Raw genomic sequence first — 25130 nt, forward strand, 5'->3', positions numbered from 1 at the left:
CTTCACCTCTATGTAATTGCTGTTACTTTCTTATGAGAACAAGGGAAACTCTCTCCACTTATGACGGAGAGAGTTTAAACTTTCTTAATTATACATTTTTGATGTAAAATTTTGCAAAGCAATCTGGGCTACCGCCCTGTATTACTTCCCGATACCACAGCAGTTTTTATATTTTTTACCGCTACCACATTTACATAAATCGTTGCGGCCTACTTGGTCACCTTTTACAACTGGTTTTTTCTTCGCTTCTTCGCCATCGCTAGATGGATGAACAGCTTCACCTTGAACAACTTCTTGACGCTCTAAGTTTTGTTCAATTTCAGCTTTCATAATGTAACGAGAAATTTCCTCTTCAATAGAAGCAATCATTGACTCGAACATTGCGAATCCTTCCATTTGATACTCACGAAGTGGATCAATTTGACCGTAAGCACGTAAATGAATACCTTCACGAAGGTGATCCATCGCATCAATATGCTCTGTCCATTTCGTATCTACTACACGGAATACAACAACTTTTTCGAACTCACGCATTTGCTCTTCTGGCAGAAGCTTTTCTTTGTCGTTGTAACGCTCTATTAATTTCGCGATAATTGGCTCGCTCATTTCCTCTGGAGCAAGACGACGTAACTCTTCTTCTTTTATATCGCCTTCTTGCAGAAGGTTGGCATTTAAGTAGTCAACAAGACCTTTAATGTTCCAATCTTCTTCAATTTCCTCTTGTGTATGAAGCGCAACAGCACGTTCTACTGTAGATTTCATCATACCTTCAATAATACTGCGTAAATTCTCAGAATCCATTACTTCTTGACGCTGTTTGTAAATAACTTCACGTTGCTGACGAAGTACATCATCGTACTGCAGTAACTGCTTACGTGCATCATAGTTATTTCCTTCTACACGTTTTTGTGCAGATTCTACCGCACGAGAAACCATTTTACTTTCAATCGGCTGTGAATCATCCATACCAAGACGATCCATCATCGCTTTCATATTGTCAGAACCGAATCGGCGCATTAGTTCATCTTCCATAGACAAGTAGAACTGCGTTACACCAGGGTCCCCTTGACGACCAGCACGACCACGTAACTGATTATCAATACGACGGCTTTCGTGACGCTCTGTACCGATAACTGCTAGACCAACGTTTTTAATATCGTCTCCAAGCTTAATATCCGTACCACGACCAGCCATATTCGTCGCAATCGTTACAGCACCTTTCATACCAGCTTCTGCAATGATATCTGCTTCACGCGCATGGTTTTTCGCGTTTAAAATGTTATGGCGTACACCTTTACGTGTTAACATTTTTGAAATAAGCTCTGATGTTTCAATTGCAACTGTACCGACAAGAATAGGTTGCCCTTGTTTATGACGATTTACAATATCCTCAACAACTGCATTGAATTTGCCTTCCATTGATTTGAAGATTAAATCAGCACGGTCATCACGAATAATATCTTTGTTCGTTGGAATTACGATAACATTCATATTGTAAATACTACGGAATTCTTCTTCTTCCGTTTTCGCTGTACCAGTCATACCAGATAACTTTTCATACATACGGAAATAGTTCTGGAACGTAATTGTTGCGAGTGTCATACTTTCATTTTGAATTTCTACGCCTTCTTTTGCTTCAATAGCTTGGTGCAAACCTTCGCTATAACGACGACCTTTCATAAGACGACCAGTGAATTGGTCTACAATTACGATTTCGCCTTCTTGTACAACATAATCTGTATCAAGATGCATAACAACGTGTGCACGAAGCGCCTGATTAATATGGTGAAGAAGTGCGACATGTTTTAAATCGAATAAGTTTTCAATATGGAAAGCTTTCTCTGCTTTCGTAATACCATCTTCAGTTAACATTACATTTTTCGTTTTCACATCAAATGAATACTCTTTTTCATTTTCTAATGTACGAACGAATGCATTTGCAAACATGTATAGCTCTGTTGATTTTTGAGCTTGTCCCGAAATAATAAGCGGCGTACGTGCTTCATCGACTAAAATAGAATCGACTTCATCGATAATAGCAAAATGAAGTGGACGCTGAACGCACTGTTCTCTATATAAAACCATGTTGTCACGTAAGTAATCGAATCCAAGCTCATTATTTGTGCTATACGTAATATCAGCAGCATAAGCCTCTTGTTTCTCTTCGCGTGACATGCTGTTTAAGTTAATTCCTACTGTTAAGCCTAGGAACTCATGAAGTTGTCCCATTTCGCTCGCATCACGTTGTGCTAAGTATTCATTGACTGTAACAACGTGAACACCTTTTCCTGTTAAAGCATTTAAATATACAGGTAATGTAGATGTTAATGTTTTACCTTCACCCGTTTTCATCTCAGAGATATTCCCTTCATGTAAGGCAATACCACCCATTAACTGCACGCCATACGGACGCATTCCAAGAACACGAGTCGCAGCTTCGCGAACAACTGCAAAAGCTTCTGGAAGTAGATCATCTACTGTCTCACCTTTTGTTAGACGTTCTTTAAATTCAAGCGTCTTTCCTTTTAATTGTTCATCTGTTAGTGGCTTAATAGATGATTCTAATGCATCAATTTGCTCAACTGTCTTCTGCATACGTTTAATTTGGCGTTGATTTACATCAAATACCTTTTTTAAAATACCGATCATAGGAAATACGCTCCTCTTTTTTATTAAAATAAAACTTCCGATTGTTTTTTCTTTTTCTATTACAATCAGTCGTTATAAAAATCAAATGTATGTTATGCCAATTTTTCTCCTAATTAAAAAAACTAAAATGTATATACCTAATGATAATTGTAACACTTGTCTTATAACTATGACAACAATCGGCCGAATGTCTCGTTCTAAATTAAGAAAACTTTTAAAAAAAATCTATTTTCAGCAAAAAAAGCGCAGCCATTTCGGCTGCGCTTTTGAATTATTATTTAGTTTCGATTAAACCATATTTCCCATCTTTACGGCCGTATACAACATTAGTTTCATTTGTATCAGCATTTGTGAAGACGAAGAAATTATGTCCTAGCATATCCATTTGTAGGATCGCTTCTTCAACGTCCATCGGTTTTAAATCAAATCGTTTTGTACGTACAAGTTCTAATTCATCCTCTTCTACCGCATCCAGAACAGCTACTGCTTCTGGAAGGATAAAGTTCGTTTTCATAGAACCTTTCTCACGTAACTTACGATTTACCTTTGTTTTATGTTTACGAATTTGTCGCTCAAGTTTATCAACTACTAAATCGATAGCAGCGTACATATCGCTATTAGTTTCTTCTGCACGAAGTAATAAATCAGTAAATGGAATTGTTACCTCGACACGTTGCTTGTCAGAGTATACTTTTAAATTAACTTTAATCTCTGGAAATGTATCAAAATAACGCTCTAACTTACTTAGTTTTTTCTCTACATATTCCTTTAATGCTGGAGTTACTTCAATATTTTCACCACGAATGTTGAATTTCATAGATGAATTCCTCCTTTCAAGCCTATGTACTATAATTTCGACATTGGCTTAAAAACTCCTTCTAACTTTTTTAAAAAAATTAGTGGAATTGCGATTTTTTTATCGTTTTTTGTTGAAATGAAAAGATGCATCGTTTCTATCTTTATTTTATCCTATTAACATCGTGAATAACGAATATAACTGTGGACAATTCGTTACAGAAAAGAAACAACTTTTTGACAACTTGATTCATAACAAAAACCCCTTGCAAAAAACAAGAGGTTCTACCATATATATAACGTTGCCACAAACGCAGCTCTCTCTTCCCAAAAACAATATTCCTACAGTTTTACAACATTAGCTGCTTGTGGTCCACGTGCTCCATCTACAATGTCAAACTCAACTTGTTGTCCTTCTTCTAATGACTTATATCCATCTTGTTGAATAGCAGAAAAATGAACAAACACATCATCACCATCTTCACGCTCAATAAACCCAAATCCCTTTTCTGCATTGAACCATTTCACTCTTCCTTGCATGTTCATTCCATTCCCTTCACTCTAAAAATCAGGGCATTCGCCCCATACTTTGACTATAACGAATGACAACTTACGAAGTCAAAGAAGACTTATCGTCTTTTTATTATCCCTTTCGACAGTTACAGATCAACTTCTACAAAGCGTCAAACTAGAAACTTCCCTTGCTCCTCTATCGTATAAAAGACTTCCAATCTGTCTAACTGTAATTCCTGTCGTATATACATCATCAACGAGTAAAATATGTTGATCATGAAACATATCTTCTCCCTGAAAATAAAAAGGATTACTTCCCGAAAGCCTTTCTTTACGTGTCTTCTTACTTTGCTTTTCTGTTTCCCTTCTTCTTAATGAGGGATAAGAAATTTTGACAGGTAAACATGCTGCTAATAACTCTGCCTGATTAAAACCACGTTCATATTCCCGTTCCCTACTAAGCGGAACAGCAATAACACTTGAAACGCTCGTAAAATGCTTTTGAAACAGCTCCCGAAAGGATCGATAAAAAATATGAACTAACTCCGCATCTCCCCGAAACTTAAACTGTGCTAATATTTCTTTCATCTCATCATCGTACACGTGCAAAGAACGATTTTTAAAAGGACGATACTTCTCCTCTTTTATCCACCTTATGCAATCCACACAAATATCATTTTCTTTATATTCGGAAGTCAAGTCCTCTAAAAGTCGCCCACACTCCATGCAAATCTCTCCTATAATATAGGAAAGTTTCCGCTCACACCTATCACATATATATTTTTTGTGAGACTTTACAAAGAAGGTGTACCAACTAACTGTTTCCAACATATACTCATCGCAAAGTAGACAATGCATTAATCGATTAATCCTTGTTCTTTCGCCTTTTTGTTCATACTTTGAATATGCCTTTTCGCGCGTACCATCGCCTCTGTCTTACCGCAATGAAAATAAACGACCTCGCCATAAGGTTCTTCAAAACTACGACCTGCTCGGCCTGCAATTTGTACAAGCGCACTTTCTGAAAAGATTTCTTCTTCCGCCCCTAACACCGCTACTTGTAAATTCTTCACAGTTACTCCTCTCTCTAAAATTGTCGTTGTAACTAATAACGGAATTTCTCCCTTTCTGAAAGCTGCTACTTTTTCTTTTCTCATCGGATCTTCTGCATGTACACCATCGATTCTAGGATCCAACGTTTTCAATATCAGGCTCAATTCTTCTATATATCGCACATGAGGAACAAATAAAAAAATGGGATACTTTTTGCTTACGTACATTTTTAACCATTGTAGTAACACTCGAGGAATTCTTTTATGGTGGAGACTTTTCTTCCAATTTCCGCACCAGCAAAATAGAGGAACTGGTAACGGATGACGATGGTATCGTCCAGAGACAATGATACCTTTTTGTTTCCCGCTTCTGAAATTACGCTTCCACTTTTCATCTGGAGTTGCAGTTAAATAAATACGCGCTGCTTTCTCTTTCATCGCTTGTTGCACTGCATACTGCAACATTTGATCCGCATGATACGGGAAGGCATCGATCTCATCTACAATCATGACATGAAACGCTCTATAGTAACGTAACAATTGATGAGTCGTTGCAACGACTAACGCTGCATCTTTTTCCCTATCTTCACTTCCTCCGTATAAGGACGCTACATTTACATTTGGAAACACTTTTTGTAATCTCGGCGCTAATTCTAGTACAACGTCTGTTCTTGGCGTTGCGATACAAACCCTTTCTCCTTTTCGCAATGCCTCTTCCATACCGTAAAATAGCATTTCAGTTTTTCCAGCCCCGCACACAGCCCAAATAAAAAAAGAGTCTTTCTTCTTAATAGCTTCTATAACACCTTGCGCTGCCAAATCCTGACCAGTAGACAAGGTCCCGTTCCACTGTAAAGAATTTAAACCTTTTTCTCCTTTTCTTTCAACGATCCCACGAACAAGTACAGCACATTCACTAACTCTCCCCATCGTTATACACTTGCGGCAATACGTACATACTTTACTGCACCTTTTACATAAAAATGATGCAAATAGCCGCTGCTCTATATTTCCGCAGCGCTGACACATATATTTAGAAGCCTTCTTTATTACACCTTGTACACATACGACCTTCCGCTTCTTTTTCAAATCTTGTAATGTATCCCGTAAATCTGAAGAGAGTTCCTCTAATAGTAACTGTTTCCCTGTTAACATCAGCAACCACCTCCAGCACTACTATAAACCTTTCTCATAATCTCGTAAAAACTCAAAAAAGCCGATAACCTACTTATAAAATAGTAAGCTATCGACTTTATACACATGTTTTATTCGTTTATAAATCCTAGAATCTACCGTATCCTAAGAAATGTTTTTGGTTGTAGCTACTGCTTAAGCTAGCATAAGCAATCCCTTTATCACCAGCATGAATCATTTGGCCATTACCAACGTAAATACCGATGTGAGATGGACCTGGTTTATAAGTACCTTGGAAGAATACTAAATCTCCAGGTTGTGGGCTACTTACTTTAGAAACTGAGTTCCAGTAACCTGCAACGTCTTGACGACCTACGCCGAAGATGTAAGAAATGAATCCACTACAGTCAAAACCACCGTTTGATGGAGATGCACTTCCCCAAACATATGGCATACCTAAGTATTGTTGTGCTTTACCAATTACGCCAGGAGCTGGAGCTGGAGCTGGGCCTGGTGTTGGTTCTGCTTTTTTCTCTTCTTTTTTAGGTGCTTCTTTTTTAGGTTCTTCCTTTTTAGGCTCTTCTTTTTGAGCTTGTCCACCATTGTTTGCTGGTGCTGCAGGTGCAGCTTGCTCTGCTGGTGCTTGTGCTGTAGGCGCTTGCGCATCTTTAGCAGCTTGTTCTGCTTGTTTTTGAGCAGCAGCTTCTTGTGCAGCTTTTTCTTGTGCTTCTTGTTCAGCAATACGTTGTAATTGTAGTGCTTGTTTTTCAAGATCTTTCAATTGACTTTCCGTACTTGTCATTGAAGTTACAACTGTATCCATTTTACCGCTTAAATCATTTACTGCTGTTGATTTTTTCGCTTTTTCAGCGTCAAGTTCTTTCTTAGCAGTTTCAATTTGAGCTTGTGCTTCTTTTAATTCTTTTTGCTTTGTTTTTACCGTTTCAACATCTTTTTTCACGTTCGCTTGATCTTCTTGTTGTGTTTTCATGATATCTTCGTCAGACTCAAGAATTTTAGAAACAGAAGTTAAACGATCAACTAAATCTGCAACGTTTTTAGAGTTTACAAGAACTTCTGTTACAACGTTCGTATTTGGTTGTTCTTGAAGTGCAACTAAACGTTTTCTTAATAACTCTTCACGTTTTGCAATTTTCGTTTGTAGTTCTGCAATATCTTTATTTTTATTTTCGATTAATTGCTCAGTATCCGCAACTTTTTTCATTGTTTCATCAAGTTTTGAAGCATTCTCTTGAACAGATTTATCCAAACCTTGAATTGTTTTGTTTAAGTCATTCATTTGTTTTTGTAATACATCACGTTCTTGTTGTTGTTTATGTAAAGTGTCATTTTGTGTATTAATTTGTGATTTCACGTCAGAAATTTTATCTTCTGCAAATACATTTGGTGTTAGTCCTGAAAACATTAACCCTGCAACTAATGCGCAAGATGCCATTTTTAGCTTTTTCATTTTATTTTTTACACCGCTTTCTTTTGTCTTTTTTCCGTATATAACCTATAAAATTTATACCATAATTCGGGATTTTTTTTGCTAATGTTACGCTATTGTAAAACAAATGTAATATTATATGTAACTCTATCGCAAAATATGCATATTTTTGTATATATGTGTAGAATTTTAAAAGCTTTTTATAAGCAAAGAAAAAACGCAAGGTTTCCCTTACGTTTTGTTAAATACACTAATACGAATGAAATCAAAACGTTATTTCATCCATTGCTCAGCCCACTTTTGGACTTCATCCATAACACTTTCTAATGCTTTCCCTTTTTCAGTTAAGCCGTACTCGATTCGAACTGGTACTTCCGGATAAACATTACGAACTACAATGCCTTCGCTTTCCAATTCCTTTAAACGCTCTGATAACATACGATCGCTCATATTCGGTATAATATCTGCGATTTCTCTAAAACGTTTTGACTCTTCAAGCAAAGATTTAATAATTAAGCCAGTCCATTTTTTACTAAGCAAAGTAAAAGCTGACTCAAACTTTGGACATAAACAAGAATTATGCTCCATATGTTTCACCTCTCTTCTATTATAATATAGTTTCTTGTAAAAAGTAAGTTATAAAACTTTCCTCATTATTTTATTTTACGCACATTTTGTAATTTCCAAATATTAACTTGTCAACTACACGTAAAATATCCGTAAAAAAACCCTCTTCAAAAAGAGAGCTTTTTATATCTTATTACTTCGTATACCATCCAAGACCTAGTGCACCTTCACCTAAATGCGTACCAATTACAGCACCGAAATAACCTGTGCGGATTGTAACATGGGGATATTTTGCTTCTAATTCTGCCTTCCATTCATTCGCTTCCTCTTCACGTTGTGCATGAATGATAACTGCTTCCATAGGTACACCTTGACTTGCTTGCTCATCAAAAATTTCAACAATTCGTTTTAACGCTTTTTTACGTGTACGAATCTTTTCAAATGGAATAATGATTTTATCTCTAAAATATAAAACTGGCTTCACTTGTAACAAACTACCAATGAAAGCTTGTGCACTATTTAATCGTCCTCCACGTTGTAAATGATGTAAATCATCCACTACAAAATAAGCGTCCATCGTTTTCTTCATTTCATCAAAACGGGCAACGATCTCTTTCGAATTTTTTCCTTCGCTTGCTAGCTTTGCACCTTCACGTACATAGAATCCTTGTACTTCACAACTAATTTCAGAGTCGTACGTATATACATCAATACCCTCTACCATTTGCCCGGCTGTCGTTGCCGTTTGATATGTACCACTAATCCCACTTGAAAGATGAATGCTAATAACCGCATCATAATCCTTAGATAGTTCTTCAAATAACTCAACAAACTTTCCGATTGCTGGCTGAGAAGTTTTCGGAAGTTCTTCTTGCTCACGTACTTTTACATAGAAATCATCTACTGAAATTTCAGCTTCTTCTTGATAAGATTCCGTTCCAAACACAACGTTTAATGGAATCATATATATATTGAGTTCATCACGAATATGCTTCGGTATATATGCTGTACTATCAGTAACAATAGCTGTTTTCATTTGCGTACCTGCCTTATAAAAAAGTTTTTATTCCCTAAGTTTACACGAAAACTAAAAATGGTGCATCCATACATAAAAATGCCGATTTGAAATAATACTTACCATCTCGACAAATTACAACAAAAAGTTGAAATACTCACCAAAAATTTTAACTTATTTATAAAAAATGTTTGAATATAAAAACGCTCGCTTTTAAAATGTAAAGTACTAGTCATTTTGGTAGATAGGGGCGTATACGAGTGTTATTACAATATTTAACAATCAAAGACTACGGTGAGCACGAAATTGTCATTCAAAAATCAAGATTTATTTGTTATGTTAGCAGAGCTACAACCGAAGCAGAAGCTCAAGAATTTATACAAAAAATAAAAAAACAAAATTGGAATGCCACACATAATTGTTCTGCGTATTTGATTGGCGAACAAGATCAAATCCAAAAAGCAAATGATGACGGAGAACCTAGCGGTACAGCTGGCGTACCTATGTTAGAGGTACTAAAAAAACGCGGTTTAAAAGATACCGTCGTTGTCGTTACACGCTATTTTGGTGGCATCAAACTTGGCGCAGGTGGATTAATTCGCGCATATGGAAAATGTACAAGCGAAGGCATTAATCATGTCGGTGTTGTTCAGCGAAAACTAATGCGTGTTATGCAGACCGAAATTGATTACACATTACTTGGCAAAATTGAAAATGAATTACGTAATTCGAAATATGCCATTAAAGATATACATTATCTCGAAAATGTCACATTTGATACGTATGTAGAAGAAGACGGAAAACAAGCATTCACAGATTGGATGATTGAGTTAACAAATGGGAAATGTACAATTACAGAAGGAGATATGTTGTACTTAGAACAAGATGTTATCTAAGAATAACTACATCCTCACCTTTAAAGATTAATGTAGTGAATTACTTTCCTACAAATGAACTAAGGAGATTATATATGGAAGAACGTTATTATCATCTCCAAAATAGCAGAATAAAAAAGAAACGAAGAAGAAAGTTTTTCTACTTCCTTATTTTCGTATTTTTATTTGGTGGTGTAGGACTTTATATATTAAATTCCTACTCTTCTCTCATGGGGATGTATAGTGGTTTTACTCGTCAAAAATCGGACTTGAGAACCGAAGATGTAGAAATTACAAAGGAGCCTTTTACACTCCTCATTATGGGTATAGAAGATTATGCAACGGACGGTCAAAACGGTCGTACAGATTCATTAATGTTTGCGACCGTCAATCCTAAAACTAAAAAGATTTCGCTTATGAGTATCCCTCGTGATAGTCGCGTTCCAATTGTTGGTAAGAACAAAGAGGACAAAATTAACGCTGCGCACGCTTACGGCGGAGAAGAAATGGCAATCAAAACTGTCGAAGGTTTTCTAAAAGTTCCTGTAGACCATTATATTAAAATTGATTTCCAAGGCTTTAAAGGAATTGTTGATGCTGTTGGCGGTGTTACTGTTGATGTCCCATTCGATTTTTGGGAGCGTTCAGACGTGGATTACTACAAAAAAATCGAATTTAAGCAAGGACAACAAGACTTAAATGGGGAAGAAGCACTCGCATACGTACGTATGCGAAAGCAGGATCCAAACGGCGATTATGGTCGGGCCGCTAGACAAAGACAATTACTAGCCGCTGTTGCTCAAAAACTAAATTCAGCCTCTACCGTATTTAAAATTAAAGATTTAACAGCAGTCGTTGGAAAATATATAAAAACTGACATTCCTATTTCAGACGGACTGGCTCTTTACAATAAACTATCTGGATTTGATCCTTCTACAATGCAAACGTTCAAACTTGAAGGAGAAGACAAAAAAATAGGTGGTATTTATTACTTCCTTCCAGATCCAATCGGTGTAGAGACAGTACGTAACGAAATTAAAAAAGAATTAGGAGAAACAGCAAACACTCAAGAAAATCCAACTACAAAAACCGAATCAAACCATTCTTCAAATTCTAACTCTGACGAAAAGGCAAAGAAAGAAACGAATCAGAATCAGAACAAAGCACCAACTGAACCACCTCCTTCTACGAATGCTCATGCAGAGTGGATTATGAGAAATCAGCAATAACAAAAAGAGCCAAATCGCATATGATTTGGCTCTTTTTTATTTACTTATTAAAGTGTTGTAAAATTGCTTCTACAATGCGCTCTGATGCACGGCCATCACCGTAAGGATTAGATGCTTTTGACATCTTATCATGAGCTTCTTTATCTGATAACAACTCATCAGCAAGACCAAAGATTGTCTCTTCGTCTGTTCCAGCTAATTTCAATGTACCTGCTTCAATACCTTCTGGGCGCTCTGTTGTATCACGAAGAACAAGAACCGGTACACCAAGTGACGGCGCTTCCTCTTGTACACCACCAGAATCAGTTAACATTAAGTATGAACGAGCTGCAACATTGTGGAAATCAATTACATCTAGCGGCTCAATTAAATGAATGCGGCTATGATCGCCTAAAATATCATTCGCTGTTTCACGAACAACTGGGTTCATATGAACCGGATACACAACTTGTACGTCTTCATGCTTATCAACAAGACGTTTAATTGCACGGAACATATTACGCATTGGCTCTCCTAAGTTTTCACGGCGGTGAGCTGTCATAAGTACAAGACGATCGTTTCCAAGTTTCTCTAGTACAGGATGACTATATGTTTCTTTTACAGTCGTTTTTAGTGCGTCAATCGCTGTATTCCCTGTTATGAAAATGCGTGACTCATCTTTATTTTCTTTCTGTAAGTTCGTTGCTGATTTTGTTGTAGGTGAGAAATGAAGATCTGCCATGACGCCTGTTAATTGGCGATTCATCTCTTCTGGGTATGGAGAATATTTATCCCATGTACGAAGTCCGGCTTCAACATGCCCTACTGGAATTTGATTGTAGAAAGCAGCTAAACTTGCAATAAATGTTGTCGTTGTATCACCATGTACAAGTACAATATCCGGCTTTGCTTCTTTCATTACTTTATCCAAACCTTCTAAACCACGCGTTGTAATATCAATTAAAGTTTGGCGGTCTTTCATAATATTCAAATCGAAATCTGGCGTAATTCCAAAGATACTTAATACTTGGTCTAACATTTGACGATGTTGCGCTGTTACAGTCACAATCGACTCAATTTTTTCTGGATGTTTTTGCAACTCTAACACAAGAGGTGCCATTTTAATTGCTTCTGGACGTGTCCCGAAAATTGTCATTACTTTTAAACGTTCAGTCATTTCATTGCCTCTTTTCTTTCACTAGTTACAACTTCTATTATGACATATAAGAATATACATGAATACATGCCTTTTTAACGAATAACGGAAAAGTCCCTCTTACAAATACTTTCTCTTCCAACCGAATAATAATCTATCTCTTGCTTCTTGACATCCTCAATAGTATAACAATTTCTTCCATCTAATAAAATAGGCTCCCTCATAAGTTGTGCGTACCTTTCTAACGGATAAGCTCGGATAGCCTTCCATTCTGTCATGATAAAAGCCGCACTCGCTCCTCTAATCGATTCATCTATACATTCGCTATATTGTATAGTCTCTCCAAAGATATTTTTCATATTTGGAATCGCTTTTGGGTCATATAGAACTACATCCGCACCTATATGAATTAATTCTTGTATCATAATAAGGGACGGTGCGTCTCTTATATCATCAGTATTCGGTTTAAATGCCGCTCCCAGCACCGCAATCCGCTTCTTGTTCATATTTAATACTTTCTTCGCTTTCTCAATCAATAACAACTGTTGTTTATTATTCACTTCAATGACTGCTTTTAACAAGCGAAAATCATGCGCCACATTCCCTGCAATTTGCACAAGGGCTTTCGTATCTTTCGGAAAACACGAACCCCCATAACCAATGCCCGCATTTAAAAAAGACGCTCCAATTCTCTTATCCATTCCCATCCCTTGTGCAACGTCTAATACATTGGCTCCTACCTTCTCACATATATTTGAAATTTCATTGATAAAACTAATTTTTGTCGCTAAAAAAGCATTCGATGCATATTTAATCATCTCTGCACTTTTTATATTTGTAACATACGTTTTTAAGCGTAATTCACTATACAAATTCTCCACTTTTCGTGCCGCTTCCTCATTATCTGCTCCAATTACAATACGATCTCCCTGAAAAAAATCGTAAATCCCTGAACCTTCCCGTAAAAATTCCGGATTCGATACGATATGTAATTCATATCTATTTTGTAATTTCTCCTCAATCCATCCCCTCATAACATCATTTGTACCTACAGGAACCGTACTTTTCGTAACGACAATAATGTCATTCGTCGCATATGTTCCAATATCGTCACAAGCACTTCGAATATATGTTAAATCCGCTGTCCCATCTAATAAAGATGGCGTTCCAACTGCAATAAATATAAATTCTGCATCGTAAAATGCTTTTACTCTACTTGTTGTAAAAGTTAAACAATCATTCTCACATGCATCATTTATTAATTCATATAAACCCGCTTCATAAATAGGCAGATCTCCTTGCTTTATCCGTTCAATTTTCTCATCATTTATATCAAAACATGTGACTGAATGGCCTAACATTGCCAATCCTACTCCTGTAATTAATCCAACGTATCCGGTACCTATTATCGTAATTTTCATTTCCTTTTCGCACAGGAATATACAATAGAAAATATACGAATACATAGAATTCTCCCTGTGCTTCCCCCTCTCACATTAAAAATGAGAAAACTCTTTTACTTCTTTATTATATGAATTACTTTTTCCATTTTTTTTTAAGTTTTTGTAAAATTACATGTAAGAATATAAAATGAAACTTTATTCAGTAAGGGTCATCCATCATCGACTAATTATTAGTTAAACCAATCAGGCTTTTACAGGAATTAAGATCCCCACCTAACTTCTTTTCTCCAACTGAATTTTGAGGTGCGAACCTTACTGCCCGTTCATGCAGATAAATTCCCACATTTTAACACGGAACTTACTCATTTCTACGTGTAACACTTATAATACTGAAATAAAAGTATTCACTATCGAAGAAAAAGAGAAAATGTCATATTCCAAAGCCCAATACGATTAACCTTCTCAAATGATTCAACATTCTGTATACAATTGTCATATATTCTATCCGCTTCCATTTACCACACAAAGAAAAAAAGATTGAATTCTAATCTTTTTGTGATACCATATGTTATGAGCCTGTAAATAAACATCATAATTTTCAGATAAATATATTAAAAAAAATTACGTTAGACTATAAAAGGGTGGGGTATTCATGGACTCACAAGTGATTTATGCCATCTTGGCATCTTTCATCACTGTACTCGTCGTTACTCCTTTAGTTATTAAGTTAGCTTTTAAAATAGGAGCAACAGATAAGCCAAACGCTCGTAAAGTACACCAAAAGATTATGCCTCGTCTTGGCGGGTTAGCGATATTTATTGGTGTAGCTGTAGGATTTGTTGTCGGCGGCTTATACGAACAAAGAATGTTATCGATAACGCTAGGTGCGATTATCATTGTAATCATCGGTATTTTAGATGATATGTACGAGTTATCTGCGAAGGTAAAATTCGGTGGACAACTACTAGTTGCCATGATGATTGTAAAAAGTGGATTATTAGTGCAAGTATTATATATCCCAATCCTCGGGGATACTGAACTTGGATGGCTTGCTTATCCAATTACAGTATTTTGGATTGTAGGTATTACAAATGCAATCAACTTAATTGATGGCTTAGATGGGTTATCTGCTGGTATTTCATCTATCGTACTTGCAACGCTAGCATATATGGCCTTCACTAGCCCATGGGGCACTGGAGCCGCTATTATCTTACCACTAGCATTAATTACATTAGCAAGTACAATTGGATTTTTATTCTACAACTTCCATCCAGCAAAAATTTTCATGGGAGATACAGGCGCGCTATTTTTAGGATACTGTATTTCTGTTATATCGTTACTTGGATTATACAAAAGTGTAACGTTATTCAGCTTTATCGTTCCAGTTATCATTTTAGGCGTACCTGTATTTGATACGACATTTGCAATTATCCGTCGTATCGTAAATAAAAAACCTATTTCAGCACCAGATAAATCGCATTTACATCACCGTTTACTTGCAATGGGCTTCTCTCATCGTAAAACGGTACTAATTATATACGCATTCGGTATTTTCTTTAGTGTAAATGCAATCATTTTCTCTAGTGCGACATTATGGTTATCCATTATTCTTCTTTTCGTTTTAATCTTCTTTACAGAGATTATTGCTGAAGTAATCGGGCTTGTACATGAACGTTACAAACCACTTATTTCCTTTTATAAAAAAGTGAAAAAACGCGAAGACTAATTGTAGTATAGCCTTTACAATTATGAAATATTCAAATAGCATCCTCTTTCTTATAAGAGGATGCTATTTTTTATTCATCATTTTATATTTCCAAAATATAGATTGTTTGAGAGCTCCACTATTGGAGAAAGATATACATAATAAGAAAAGGATTATATTTTCTTTTTTACATCTTGATTGTCAAACTGAGGGTGAATGTTATGATCAAGCGAGTATTTCAATACGTTATTTTATTTTTAATAATTACTATGTACGCGTCATCTCATGCAGGAGCAACTACAATGACCCCTGCTGAACATCATCCAAATACTGAAACTACCTCTCCTATCCAAAAAATCGCGTACTTAACATTTGATGACGGACCAAACAAATATACTACGCAAATTTTAAACATCTTAAAGGAAAAGAACGGAAAAGCAACTTTCTTTGTTATTGGTGGAAAAGTACCACATTATAAAAAAACAATGCAACGATTAATTAAAGAGGGGCATTATATCGGACTTCACAGTATGTCACACGATGTAAAACGCCTTTACACTGGTGATCCATCCGCTTTAATTACAGAAATGGAACAAACACAAAATATTGTTCAGCAAGTTACAAAATTAAATTCACATCTCGTTCGTGTCCCGTATGGTAGCATGCCTTACTTAAAAAAGAATTACCGTGATGCACTTGTATCCGCCCAGTATAAAATGTGGGATTGGACAATCGATACATATGACTGGAAAAGCTATGACAATCCTTCTGCCATACTAGAAAGAGTACGTAATCAGAGCGACGAACAAGTCGAAGTGATTTTAATGCATGATTCAAGTGTGACCGTACAAATACTGCCTAAAGTAATTGATTACTTACAGTCACAAGGATACAAACTTCTTCCCTATAATCCATCTTCTCACCTCGAAGTGAACTTTTGGAAAGACACAAGATTGTAACAGCTTTAGTGCCTATTTGCTAAAGCTGTTTTATTTTTCTCTTCCCACCCTTCCCATTTTTGTGTAAAATTTTAAATAGTGATGAAGTTTCGAGGTGAATAGAAATGAAACGAATAGATCTCATTTTTAACGCAATACAAGAAGGCAATTATATAGAAGGTGTAACCGCATCAGAACTAGCTACCCTGTTGCAACTAGATCGTGCCAATGTAAGTAGCGACTTAAACAAACTTGTAAAAGATAAACGTTTATTAAAAACAAATACGCGTCCTGTTCGTTTTTATATAGAAACGAACGCTTCGTTGGAAACGCATTCAAAGGAAATGACTTCATTAGATACATTTGCAATTGAAAATACAAGCCTTAAAATCGCAATCGAAAAAGCGAAAGCTTCTATTCTCTATCCTCCAAACGGTATGCATACTTTACTGCTAGGAGAAACAGGGGTCGGAAAATCTATGTTCGCTTCTTTAATGCACGAATATGCAATTGAAGTTGAACAGCTTCCTAAAAATGCACCATTTGTCGTCTTTAACTGTGCCGATTACGCAAATAATCCACAGCTACTACTGGGGCAGTTATTTGGGATTAAAAAAGGAGCTTATACAGGGGCAAGTGATCAAAAAGGGTTAATTGAAAAAGCACATGAAGGGATCCTTTTCTTAGATGAAGTACATCGCCTTCCTCCAGAGGGACAAGAAATGCTTTTCACCTTTATTGACCGCGGGGTATACCGCCGCCTTGGAGAAACAGAAAACGAGCGTAAAGCACAAGTATTAATCATTACTGCAACAACAGAAGAACCAAATTCATTTTTATTAAAAACATTTACAAGACGTATACCAATGACTGTTACGCTGCCACCACTTCGTGAGCGTACACATAAAGAACGATTTGCTTTACTGCAACTATTTTTCACAAATGAAGCAATCCGTCTGCGAAAAGAAATTCACGTTAGTCCGAATGCAATGCGCGCTTTCGTCTTTTACAATTGCCCCAATAATATCGGGCAATTAAAAACGGATGTACAAATTGCCTGTGCGAAAGCCTATTCTGACCTTGTGACAAAGAAACGTGATTCTGTCTATGTTTCAAGTACAGATTTACCTTGGTATATGAAAGAAGGGCTATTCATTGAAAGAAAGAGCCGTCATCTATACCAAATACCAAATGAAACATTTATATTTACAGGTGATGAAGGTTGGAGTAATCATAAAATAGAGAATGAAAAACGTTCTTCTATTTACGATTATATTGATTATAAATACGAAGAACTTCAAGCTCGCGGTATTGAAGAAGACGAATTAGAATTACTAATAGAAAATGATATTCAAAGCTTTTTCGTACAATATTTTAACCAAATTTCTAAAAAAACAAGTCATGAAAATGTTTTTAAAATTGTGGATCGTAATATCGTTTCCGTATGTGAAAGAATTGCGGAACTTGCTGAAAAGCATTTATCTAAGACGTTTGATGAAAAAGTATTTCTCGCTTTAAGCTTACATGTACAGACAACTCTACAACGTTTGCAGGCTGGGAAACAAATTCATCACCCACAATTAAATCAAATTCGTACGAAATATAAAGACGCTTTTTCCGTAGCTATGCAATGCATTCAACTACTGGAGGACGAATTACAAATAACAATGCCTATTGATGAAGCAGGCTTTTTAACAATGTTCTTCGTTGTTGATCCAATTCCTGCCTCACAAACAGAAGTAAAAGTATTAATATTAGCGCACGGCAACGGCATCGCAACAGAAATGGCAAACGTCGCAAACGAACTGCTCGGCATTGAGGAAGTAACCGGTATCGATATGCCGTTACATGAATCGCCGAAAGATTTCTTAGAGCGTGTGAAAGTGTATATGAAAACACTCCAAAATGTAAATGGACTTCTCTTACTCGTCGATATGGGCTCACTCGCTTATATTGGTGATATATTAGAAACTGAGTTCAAAATTCCGGTACGTGTTCTTTCCATGACAAGCACTCCACATGCACTAGAAGCAGCTCGAAAAGCTCAACTTGGCTACTCGTTAGATGCATTGTATGAGACAGTGAAGAACTTAACACCGTTTTACTTAAACGTACAAGAAGAAAAGAAAAAGCCACTATCACCAATGAAGTCTGTTATTTTAACAGCTTGTTTAACTGGGGAAGGCAGTGCTTTAGCTATTCAAAAAATGTTAGAGAACTATTTGCGATTTGACAAAGGCTTAATTGAAATTATTCCGATTAGTATCGTCCATGAAAAAGATTTAACGAAAATGATTGAGAACATAAAAAAAGAGCGGAATATCATTTGTATCGTCACAAATTTCGATGTGCAGGTGCCATGCTTAACATACCATTTCCAAGACATTGTAAACTACACAGCGATTCAGCCAATTCAAGAATTAATTACGTATGAAGAAACATATGCAAAAATGGCTGATATTCTGGAACAACAAATGCAGCGGAACGACGGAGCATTACTTATTAAAACAATTCGTTACGCATTAAATACAATTCAAGAATTAATTTCCTTACAGCTAACTCCTGACAGCTTAATGGGTGTGATTCTGCATATGAGCTGTATGGTTGACCGTCTTCAAAAAGGAGAAAGCCTCCTCCCTCATCCAGATAAAGAGAAACGAAGACAAGATGAGTACTGGATGTATATGAAAGTGAAAAAAGCATTACAACCAATTGAAAATACATTTGAAATACAAATCCCTGATGATGAAGTGTTTTATATCATGGACTTCTTCATTAAAAACCAGCCTATAAAAAATTAATCGAAGCAGTGTTTTAAATATATCGACCGTAACGCGAATTATATTAGCGATTTTCACAATATATCGATTTACCGACAATAACCGCTAAAATTTGCACCTTATAGAAAAAAGGCTGTTCCAAAATGGACAGCCTTTTTTCTACTTCTTTACTTTTCTGATTCTCCCCCTGATTTCGCCCTTCTTATTCGACTTCGTATAAACATTTACATATACATTTGCCTGAATGATTTCTTGAAGTAGGCTATCAAACGCTCTCCCCTGTAAAGGCCCTTCAAAATCTTCCACATTGACTACACCGGTCACGACTCCTTCATTTACACTAATACCTTGCTTTATTGGGCCAAACAAATTTAAAACCACTGGACCAATTTGATCCGCTTTCCCTAAATGAATTTGGCATGATGTAACTTTTTCGATGTTTTTCAATATGATCCGATATTGTAATTTCTTTAAATCATCACTAAATATAAACTCTGTTACACCATAAGCTTCTGTATTTACAGGAGGTAGTTCCCTCTTCCCTGTTAACCTCGCAAAGAAATGTGTTGTCATACGGGCATTCTCCTTATATAAATTTCCCAGCACTACTTCTACTACTTTATGGTTTATACATAATCATTTATGACTTTTTCAAGTTTTAATTACGAAGAAAAGATTCACACAATCTTTACATTAGAATCGTTCCTTTTTCTTTACTACCTCTTGTATAATGCACGTAGGAAAGCATTATAGGAGGTAGTTTTGAAAAATAACAAATACACTTTTCACACATTATTAGAGATTTTTCTCGTCTCATTTAAATTAGGACTTACTTCATTTGGTGGTCCTGTCGCCCATCTTGGCTATTTCCACCACGAATACATACAAAAAAGAAAATGGATGGATGAACGAAGCTATGGAGATTTAGTCGCACTATGTCAATTCCTTCCTGGTCCTGCTAGCAGTCAAGTCGGTATGGGGGTTGGATTATTAAGAGGCGGGGTATTAGGAGCTATTATTTCATGGATTGGATTCACTCTACCGTCTGTGCTTGTTTTAGTTTTCTTCGCCTCGTTCCTTAATCAGTTCGACCTTGGAAGTGCTGGCTGGATTCATGGACTAAAGCTTGTAGCAGTCGCCATTGTTGCTCATGCCATATGGGGAATGGCGCAAAAATTAACGCCAGACCGAAATCGTGCGACGATTGCTATCGTAACTGCCGCAATCGCCTTATTATGGCCAAGTAGCTGGACACAAGTCATTCTCATTATAGTATCTGGCTTTATCGGCTGGTTTTTATATCGCAACCAACCAATTAGTCAATCTCAACATATAAAAGTACCTATTTCAAAAACGATAGCAATTTCTTGTCTCATCTTATTCTTCGGACTATTACTGTTGCTACCAATATTAAGACCGTTCTCATATTACATCGCTTTATTTGATAGTTTCTATCGCTCTGGCGCACTTGTATTTGGAGGCGGACACGTCGTGCTACCCCTTCTTGAAGGTGAGTTCGTACAAAACGGAATGATGACGAAAGAACAGTTCCTAACTGGATACGGATTAACACAAGCCGTACCAGGTCCACTATTTACATTCGCTTCTTATATAGGAGCTGTGTTAAACGGGACGCTTGGGGCAATACTCGCAACAATTGCGATCTTTCTTCCTGCTTTCTTGCTCGTTATTGGTGTTTTACCATTTTGGGACAGTGTGAGAAAAATATCTTACATACAAGGCGCACTACTTGGAATCAATGCAGCTGTTGTCGGTATTTTATTAGCAGCTTTTTATGATCCTATTTGGACGAGCACAATTATGAACGCTGTAGATTTTGTTTTTGCATCTCTTCTATTTTGCTTGCTCGCTTTTTGGAAAACACCACCTTGGGTTATCGTTATACTCGGAGCCTTTGGCGGATATATCCTATCGATTTTGTAAATAAAAAAACGACGGCATTATATAGCCGTCGTTTTTCTATTAAAACTTCACAAGTTCTATTCCTTCAGGCAACTCGCTCTCTGTTAAAATACGCAATTCTTTCACACGATCCATTACGTAAGAAGAACGCTTCACAAGCTCTGGATCAATATACGCTGGATGAACCATAATTTCTACCGTTTGTTCACCTTGTACTCTTTCTTTTAACTTCACAAAGTAATCTTCCGTCACACCATCCGCGTAAAAGTCACTGTAAAACACGTCAGAAAACGGGCGTACTGCTCGCTCTTCCTCACAACGACGAATTGGAACATTGTATGTAGCCGCTAATCTCTCAAGAACATCGTGCAAGATCGGTAATCCATGCACGTGATGATGACTATCTAAATGAGTTGGTTTTAATCCATAAGATAGGAATTTCTCAATTTGAGCAGTCCATTCTCTCTCAACTTCTTCTGCATTTAGCTTCCCTTCCCATACGACGCTTTGTTTATGAAACAATCCATCGCTATTTACAAGTGATGGTACGTCTCCAAGAAGAGGTTCCCCTGCCGTTAATACGAGATGTACGCCTACTCCGAGTAGGTTATATTCTTTGGCTAAGCGTACCGCATGCTCTGTTCCTGGCATATTCATCATCATCGTCGTTGAATTTACAAGTCCATTTATATGTCCATCAATAATGCCGTAATTTGTACCTTCTGTAAGACCAAAATCATCTGCGTTTACAATTAACTTAATCATCGTAATACCTCCTAATAGAATAAAAAAAGCGGGCTAAATAGCGCCGCTTTATTTCTCTACCTTTTTGAAGAACTGCGGAAGATATTCTTTATGTGCTTCCAACATTTCATCTAAAATTTGTTTTGCAACTTTATCTGATGGTACAAGTGGATTAATTGTCATAGCAAGCAGCGCTTTATGATAATCTCCTGTAACAGCAGCTTCAATTGTTGTGCACTCAAATGATTTAATTTGTTGTACTAAACCGCGAACTGGTACGGGAAGATCTCCGACCGCAATTGGTTTTGGACCTTCTTTCGTAATAATACAGTTCACTTCAACAGCAGAATCATGCGGTAAGCTTGCAATTGTTCCGTTGTTTCGTGTATTAACAGGCTGGATATCACCTTTATTATTGTAAATAGACGTAATTAAGCTACATGCTGCGTCACTATAATAAGCGCCGCCACGTTTTTCTAATTGTGGTGGTTTAATATCTAAGTTCGGGTCTTTATATAACTCGAATAAATCATCTTCTAATTGTTTTACTACTTCTGCACGTGTACCTTTTTCAACCGAAGCTTCTTTCTCTTCTTCTAACATTTCACGTGTTTTGTAGTAATAACGATGGTATGGACATGGAATTGCACGAAGACCGCGAATAAAGTCTGGCTCCCAGTTAAGTGCTGCAATATTTTCCATCGTAATTTGCTTTTCTGGATCTGTTACAAGCTCTAACACACGATCCATTACACTTACGCCATCTAAATATACATCTAGTCCGTATACCATATGATTTAAACCTGCAAAATCAACGTGGACACGACTTGCATCTACTTCAAGTAATCTTGCAAGACCCATACGGATTCCGATTGGAACGTTACATAGACCAACTACTCTTTGAATATTTGTATAACGAAGGACAGCTTCTGTTACCATACCAGCTGGGTTCGCAAAGTTAATTAACCATGCATTCGGACAAAGCTCCTCCATATCCTTACAAATATCTAAAATAACAGGAATCGTTCTCAGCGCTTTGAATAAACCACCAGGACCATTCGTTTCCTGACCAATTACATCATATTTTAATGGGATCGCTTCATCTTTTGCACGAGCTTCTAATAAACCTACGCGAAGCTGCGTTGTTACGAAGTCAGCATCTTTTAATGCTTCACGACGATCAAGTGTTAAATGTACCTCGATTGGTAAACCAGATTTTTTCACCATACGCTTCGCTAAGTTACCAACGATTTCTAACTTTTCTTTTCCTGCCTCAATATCTACTAACCAAATTTCACGAACAGGAAGCTCATCATAACGTTTAATAAATCCTTCAATTAATTCTGGTGTATAACTAGATCCACCGCCGATTGTAGCAATTTTAATTCCAGTCATGCTTTATTCCCCTTTCGCTTCTAACTTTTTATAAAGATCAATAAATTCTGCTGCTAATTCTTTTACTGTAATCGCATTCATTAAATGATCCTGTGCATGAATTAAAAGAACACTAATCTCTGTTTTTTCTCCTCTTGCTTCTGATTGTATGAGCTCTGTTTGGAAATGATGCGCTTCATTAATCGCTTCTTTCGCCTTTACCATCGCTTCATCAGCCTCTGCCATTTTTCCCTGTTTGGCAAATTGAAGTGCCTCCATCGCAAAGCTTCGTGCATTACCACTATTTAAAATTAATTGGAATGGAATTTGTTCTGCTGTAGTCATCATAATTACCGCCCTCTCTATTATGGTTCAACCGATTTGAATACCCCTTCAGTTTGAACATTTCTATTAAATTATTATTTTATGAATGATAGTTTGGTGTTCTTGTAGATGGGTCTCATCTTTTTGAACATGATATAAAAGTTAGTTGTTCTGACGAGCTATAAAAACTCGTCAGAACAATACTTTTTAAAGTGATACTGAATTGTCATTTCCTTTTGTTTCAGCTTTTGAAGCTTGTACATACGTACGGTCACACATTAATACGAATGGATAGTAAATAACTACCGCAATTGCAAAGTTTACAAGCTGTAGTACAGCACCAGCGATGCTTCCACCCGCTACAAGATAACCACTAAAGATTGGTGGCATTGTCCATGGAACTAGAGCAACTGTTTTTGGTACCCATCCTAAAGAAATTGCTGTATAAGAAGTAATAACTAATACAACTGGTGTAAGTACGAATGGGATGATTAACGCTGGGTTTAATACAATTGGTGTACCGAAAATAACTGGTTCATTAATGTTGAAGAAACCAGGACCGATAGATACGCGGCCTACACCACGAAGCTGTGCACTTTTTGCAACAAGCATTACCGCTACTAGGAATGCTAATGTTGCACCCGATCCACCGATGTATACATATACATCAAAGAATGGCTTTGTGAAAATGTGTGGTACATCATATGCAGACATACCATCGTTAAATAATTTAATGTTCTTTTCTAGTGCTGGTAAATAGATTGGGTCGATAATACCACCGATAATATTAGGACCATGTAATCCGAAGAACCATAGTACGTGAATAAGTAATGCGATAATAATTGCACTTGGTAATGTACCTGCTAAACCTTGTAATGGTAATTGAATTGTTTCAAATACGAATTTATGAATACTTGTTCCTGCTAATTTCACTGCTAACTGAATACTTGCTGTTGCGATTAAAATAACAAATGCTGGTACTAATGCTGCAAAGGACTTCATTACTGCTGGTGGAACACCGTCTGGCATTTTAATTGTAATATCCCTTTGAACAAAGAATCGAAATACCTCCGTTACAAGAAGAGCTACAATGATAGAAACGAATAAACCTTGTGATCCTGTCCAGGCTAAATCAATACCGCCTTCTTTTGGCGTTGTCGGAGATATAATAATTAATGCACCGAATGTAATAATTGCCGCTGACAACGCGTCTACACCGTAAGATTTCGCTAAATTATAACTTATCCCAACTGCGGCTATGAGAGCTAATATTGCAAAGGACCCCGTCCACATACCACCGCCGATATCTTTCCAAACATCTCCGAATGCACCCTTCATAAGTTTTTGGAATGCATCAACCGGTAGATTATTTATAAGTACTGCAAACGATCCAACTAAAATAAGAGGCATAACTGCGATAAAACCGTCACGGATTGCAACTAAATGGCGCTGCGATCCGATTCTTCCTGCGACCGGAACTAAATACTTCTCCATAAATGCAATAAACTTTTGCATTTCGCTTCCC

Annotated in this window: 21 protein-coding genes; 6 read left to right on the top strand and 15 right to left on the bottom strand. The window is 36.7% G+C overall.

The window, feature by feature from the left end; translation table 11 throughout:
- Window positions 1-141 precede the first annotated feature (141 nt).
- The 8 genes from secA to DT250_RS08055 all read right to left on the bottom strand — a co-directional run bounded on the left by secA (window position 142) and on the right by DT250_RS08055 (window position 9196).
- Window positions 142-2649: a preprotein translocase subunit SecA gene (gene secA / locus DT250_RS08020; protein WP_048542521.1), complete on the bottom strand. Its 2508-nt coding sequence runs from the start codon at window positions 2647-2649 to the stop codon at window positions 142-144.
- A 274-nt stretch (window positions 2650-2923) separates the two neighbouring features.
- Window positions 2924-3466: a ribosome hibernation-promoting factor, HPF/YfiA family gene (gene hpf, locus DT250_RS08025; RefSeq protein ID WP_000671189.1), complete on the bottom strand. Its 543-nt coding sequence runs from the start codon at window positions 3464-3466 to the stop codon at window positions 2924-2926.
- A 320-nt stretch (window positions 3467-3786) separates the two neighbouring features.
- The gene (gene cspC, locus DT250_RS08030; RefSeq protein ID WP_001990088.1) at window positions 3787-3984 is read right to left on the bottom strand and encodes a cold shock protein CspC; all 198 of its coding nucleotides are present in this window, start codon (window positions 3982-3984) and stop codon (window positions 3787-3789) included.
- A gap of 126 nt (window positions 3985-4110) precedes the next feature.
- A complete protein-coding gene (locus tag DT250_RS08035; protein WP_097889564.1) occupies window positions 4111-4815 on the bottom strand; it encodes a ComF family protein in 705 nt (234 codons plus the stop codon).
- Window positions 4815-6164, bottom strand: coding sequence for an ATP-dependent helicase ComFA (comFA, locus tag DT250_RS08040; RefSeq protein WP_149212885.1), 1350 nt, complete (start codon window positions 6162-6164; stop codon window positions 4815-4817). The genes DT250_RS08035 and comFA overlap by 1 nt, the downstream gene beginning before the upstream one ends.
- A 127-nt stretch (window positions 6165-6291) precedes the next feature.
- Window positions 6292-7614, bottom strand: coding sequence for a C40 family peptidase (locus DT250_RS08045; protein WP_149212886.1), 1323 nt, complete (start codon window positions 7612-7614; stop codon window positions 6292-6294).
- 252 nt (window positions 7615-7866) lie between these two features.
- Window positions 7867-8181, bottom strand: coding sequence for a winged helix-turn-helix transcriptional regulator (locus DT250_RS08050; RefSeq protein WP_088608300.1), 315 nt, complete (start codon window positions 8179-8181; stop codon window positions 7867-7869).
- A gap of 172 nt (window positions 8182-8353) precedes the next feature.
- Entirely contained in the window at window positions 8354-9196 is an 843-nt protein-coding gene (locus tag DT250_RS08055; RefSeq protein WP_149212887.1) for a DegV family protein, read from the bottom strand.
- Window positions 9197-9435: 239 nt separating this feature from the next.
- On the opposite strand from DT250_RS08055, the gene DT250_RS08060 reads away from it, so the two are divergent.
- The gene (locus DT250_RS08060; protein ID WP_000926678.1) at window positions 9436-10071 is read left to right on the top strand and encodes a YigZ family protein; all 636 of its coding nucleotides are present in this window, start codon (window positions 9436-9438) and stop codon (window positions 10069-10071) included.
- A 74-nt stretch (window positions 10072-10145) separates the two neighbouring features.
- Window positions 10146-11279, top strand: coding sequence for an LCP family protein (locus DT250_RS08065; RefSeq protein ID WP_088608298.1), 1134 nt, complete (start codon window positions 10146-10148; stop codon window positions 11277-11279).
- A 40-nt stretch (window positions 11280-11319) separates the two neighbouring features.
- Here the strand turns inward: DT250_RS08065 and wecB are convergent, their stop codons facing one another.
- A complete protein-coding gene (gene wecB / locus DT250_RS08070) occupies window positions 11320-12435 on the bottom strand; it encodes a non-hydrolyzing UDP-N-acetylglucosamine 2-epimerase (protein WP_000140139.1) in 1116 nt (371 codons plus the stop codon).
- Window positions 12436-12509: 74 nt separating this feature from the next.
- Window positions 12510-13880, bottom strand: coding sequence for a UDP-glucose dehydrogenase family protein (locus DT250_RS08075; RefSeq protein ID WP_149212888.1), 1371 nt, complete (start codon window positions 13878-13880; stop codon window positions 12510-12512).
- A gap of 589 nt (window positions 13881-14469) precedes the next feature.
- Between DT250_RS08075 and DT250_RS08080 the strand changes: the two genes are divergently transcribed.
- The 3 genes from DT250_RS08080 to DT250_RS08090 all read left to right on the top strand — a co-directional run bounded on the left by DT250_RS08080 (window position 14470) and on the right by DT250_RS08090 (window position 19261).
- Entirely contained in the window at window positions 14470-15543 is a 1074-nt protein-coding gene (locus tag DT250_RS08080; RefSeq protein WP_000378314.1) for a glycosyltransferase family 4 protein, read from the top strand.
- A 200-nt stretch (window positions 15544-15743) separates the two neighbouring features.
- The gene (locus DT250_RS08085) at window positions 15744-16481 is read left to right on the top strand and encodes a polysaccharide deacetylase family protein (RefSeq protein ID WP_149212889.1); all 738 of its coding nucleotides are present in this window, start codon (window positions 15744-15746) and stop codon (window positions 16479-16481) included.
- Window positions 16482-16585: 104 nt separating this feature from the next.
- Entirely contained in the window at window positions 16586-19261 is a 2676-nt protein-coding gene (locus DT250_RS08090) for a sigma-54-dependent transcriptional regulator (protein WP_149212890.1), read from the top strand.
- 138 nt (window positions 19262-19399) lie between these two features.
- Here DT250_RS08090 and exsM read toward each other — a convergent pair whose 3' ends face one another.
- Window positions 19400-19813 carry an exosporium regulatory protein ExsM gene (exsM, locus tag DT250_RS08095; RefSeq protein ID WP_048542536.1) on the bottom strand — a complete coding sequence of 138 codons (414 nt, stop codon included), beginning with the start codon at window positions 19811-19813 and terminating at the stop codon, window positions 19400-19402.
- Between the two features lie 189 nt (window positions 19814-20002).
- Here exsM and DT250_RS08100 point away from each other — a divergent pair, with 189 nt between their 5' ends.
- Window positions 20003-21184, top strand: a complete 1182-nt coding sequence (locus tag DT250_RS08100; RefSeq protein WP_149212891.1) for a chromate transporter — start codon at window positions 20003-20005, stop codon at window positions 21182-21184.
- 39 nt (window positions 21185-21223) lie between these two features.
- Here DT250_RS08100 and chbG read toward each other — a convergent pair whose 3' ends face one another.
- The 4 genes from chbG to celB all read right to left on the bottom strand — a co-directional run bounded on the left by chbG (window position 21224) and on the right by celB (window position 25120).
- Window positions 21224-21928, bottom strand: a complete 705-nt coding sequence (gene chbG / locus DT250_RS08105) for a chitin disaccharide deacetylase (RefSeq protein WP_087983957.1) — start codon at window positions 21926-21928, stop codon at window positions 21224-21226.
- 48 nt (window positions 21929-21976) lie between these two features.
- Window positions 21977-23302: a 6-phospho-beta-glucosidase gene (celF, locus tag DT250_RS08110; RefSeq protein WP_149212892.1), complete on the bottom strand. Its 1326-nt coding sequence runs from the start codon at window positions 23300-23302 to the stop codon at window positions 21977-21979.
- Between the two features lie 3 nt (window positions 23303-23305).
- Complete coding sequence (locus tag DT250_RS08115; protein WP_000989050.1) at window positions 23306-23629, bottom strand: PTS lactose/cellobiose transporter subunit IIA; 324 nt, start codon at window positions 23627-23629, stop codon at window positions 23306-23308.
- A 183-nt stretch (window positions 23630-23812) separates the two neighbouring features.
- Window positions 23813-25120, bottom strand: a complete 1308-nt coding sequence (gene celB, locus DT250_RS08120) for a PTS cellobiose transporter subunit IIC (RefSeq protein WP_098721483.1) — start codon at window positions 25118-25120, stop codon at window positions 23813-23815.
- Between the last annotated feature and the right edge of the window lie 10 nt (window positions 25121-25130).

Origin of the sequence: Bacillus sp. AR2-1 (assembly GCF_008368755.1) — a bacterium.
In the GTDB taxonomy this organism is placed as follows: Bacteria; Bacillota; Bacilli; order Bacillales; family Bacillaceae_G; genus Bacillus_A; species Bacillus_A wiedmannii.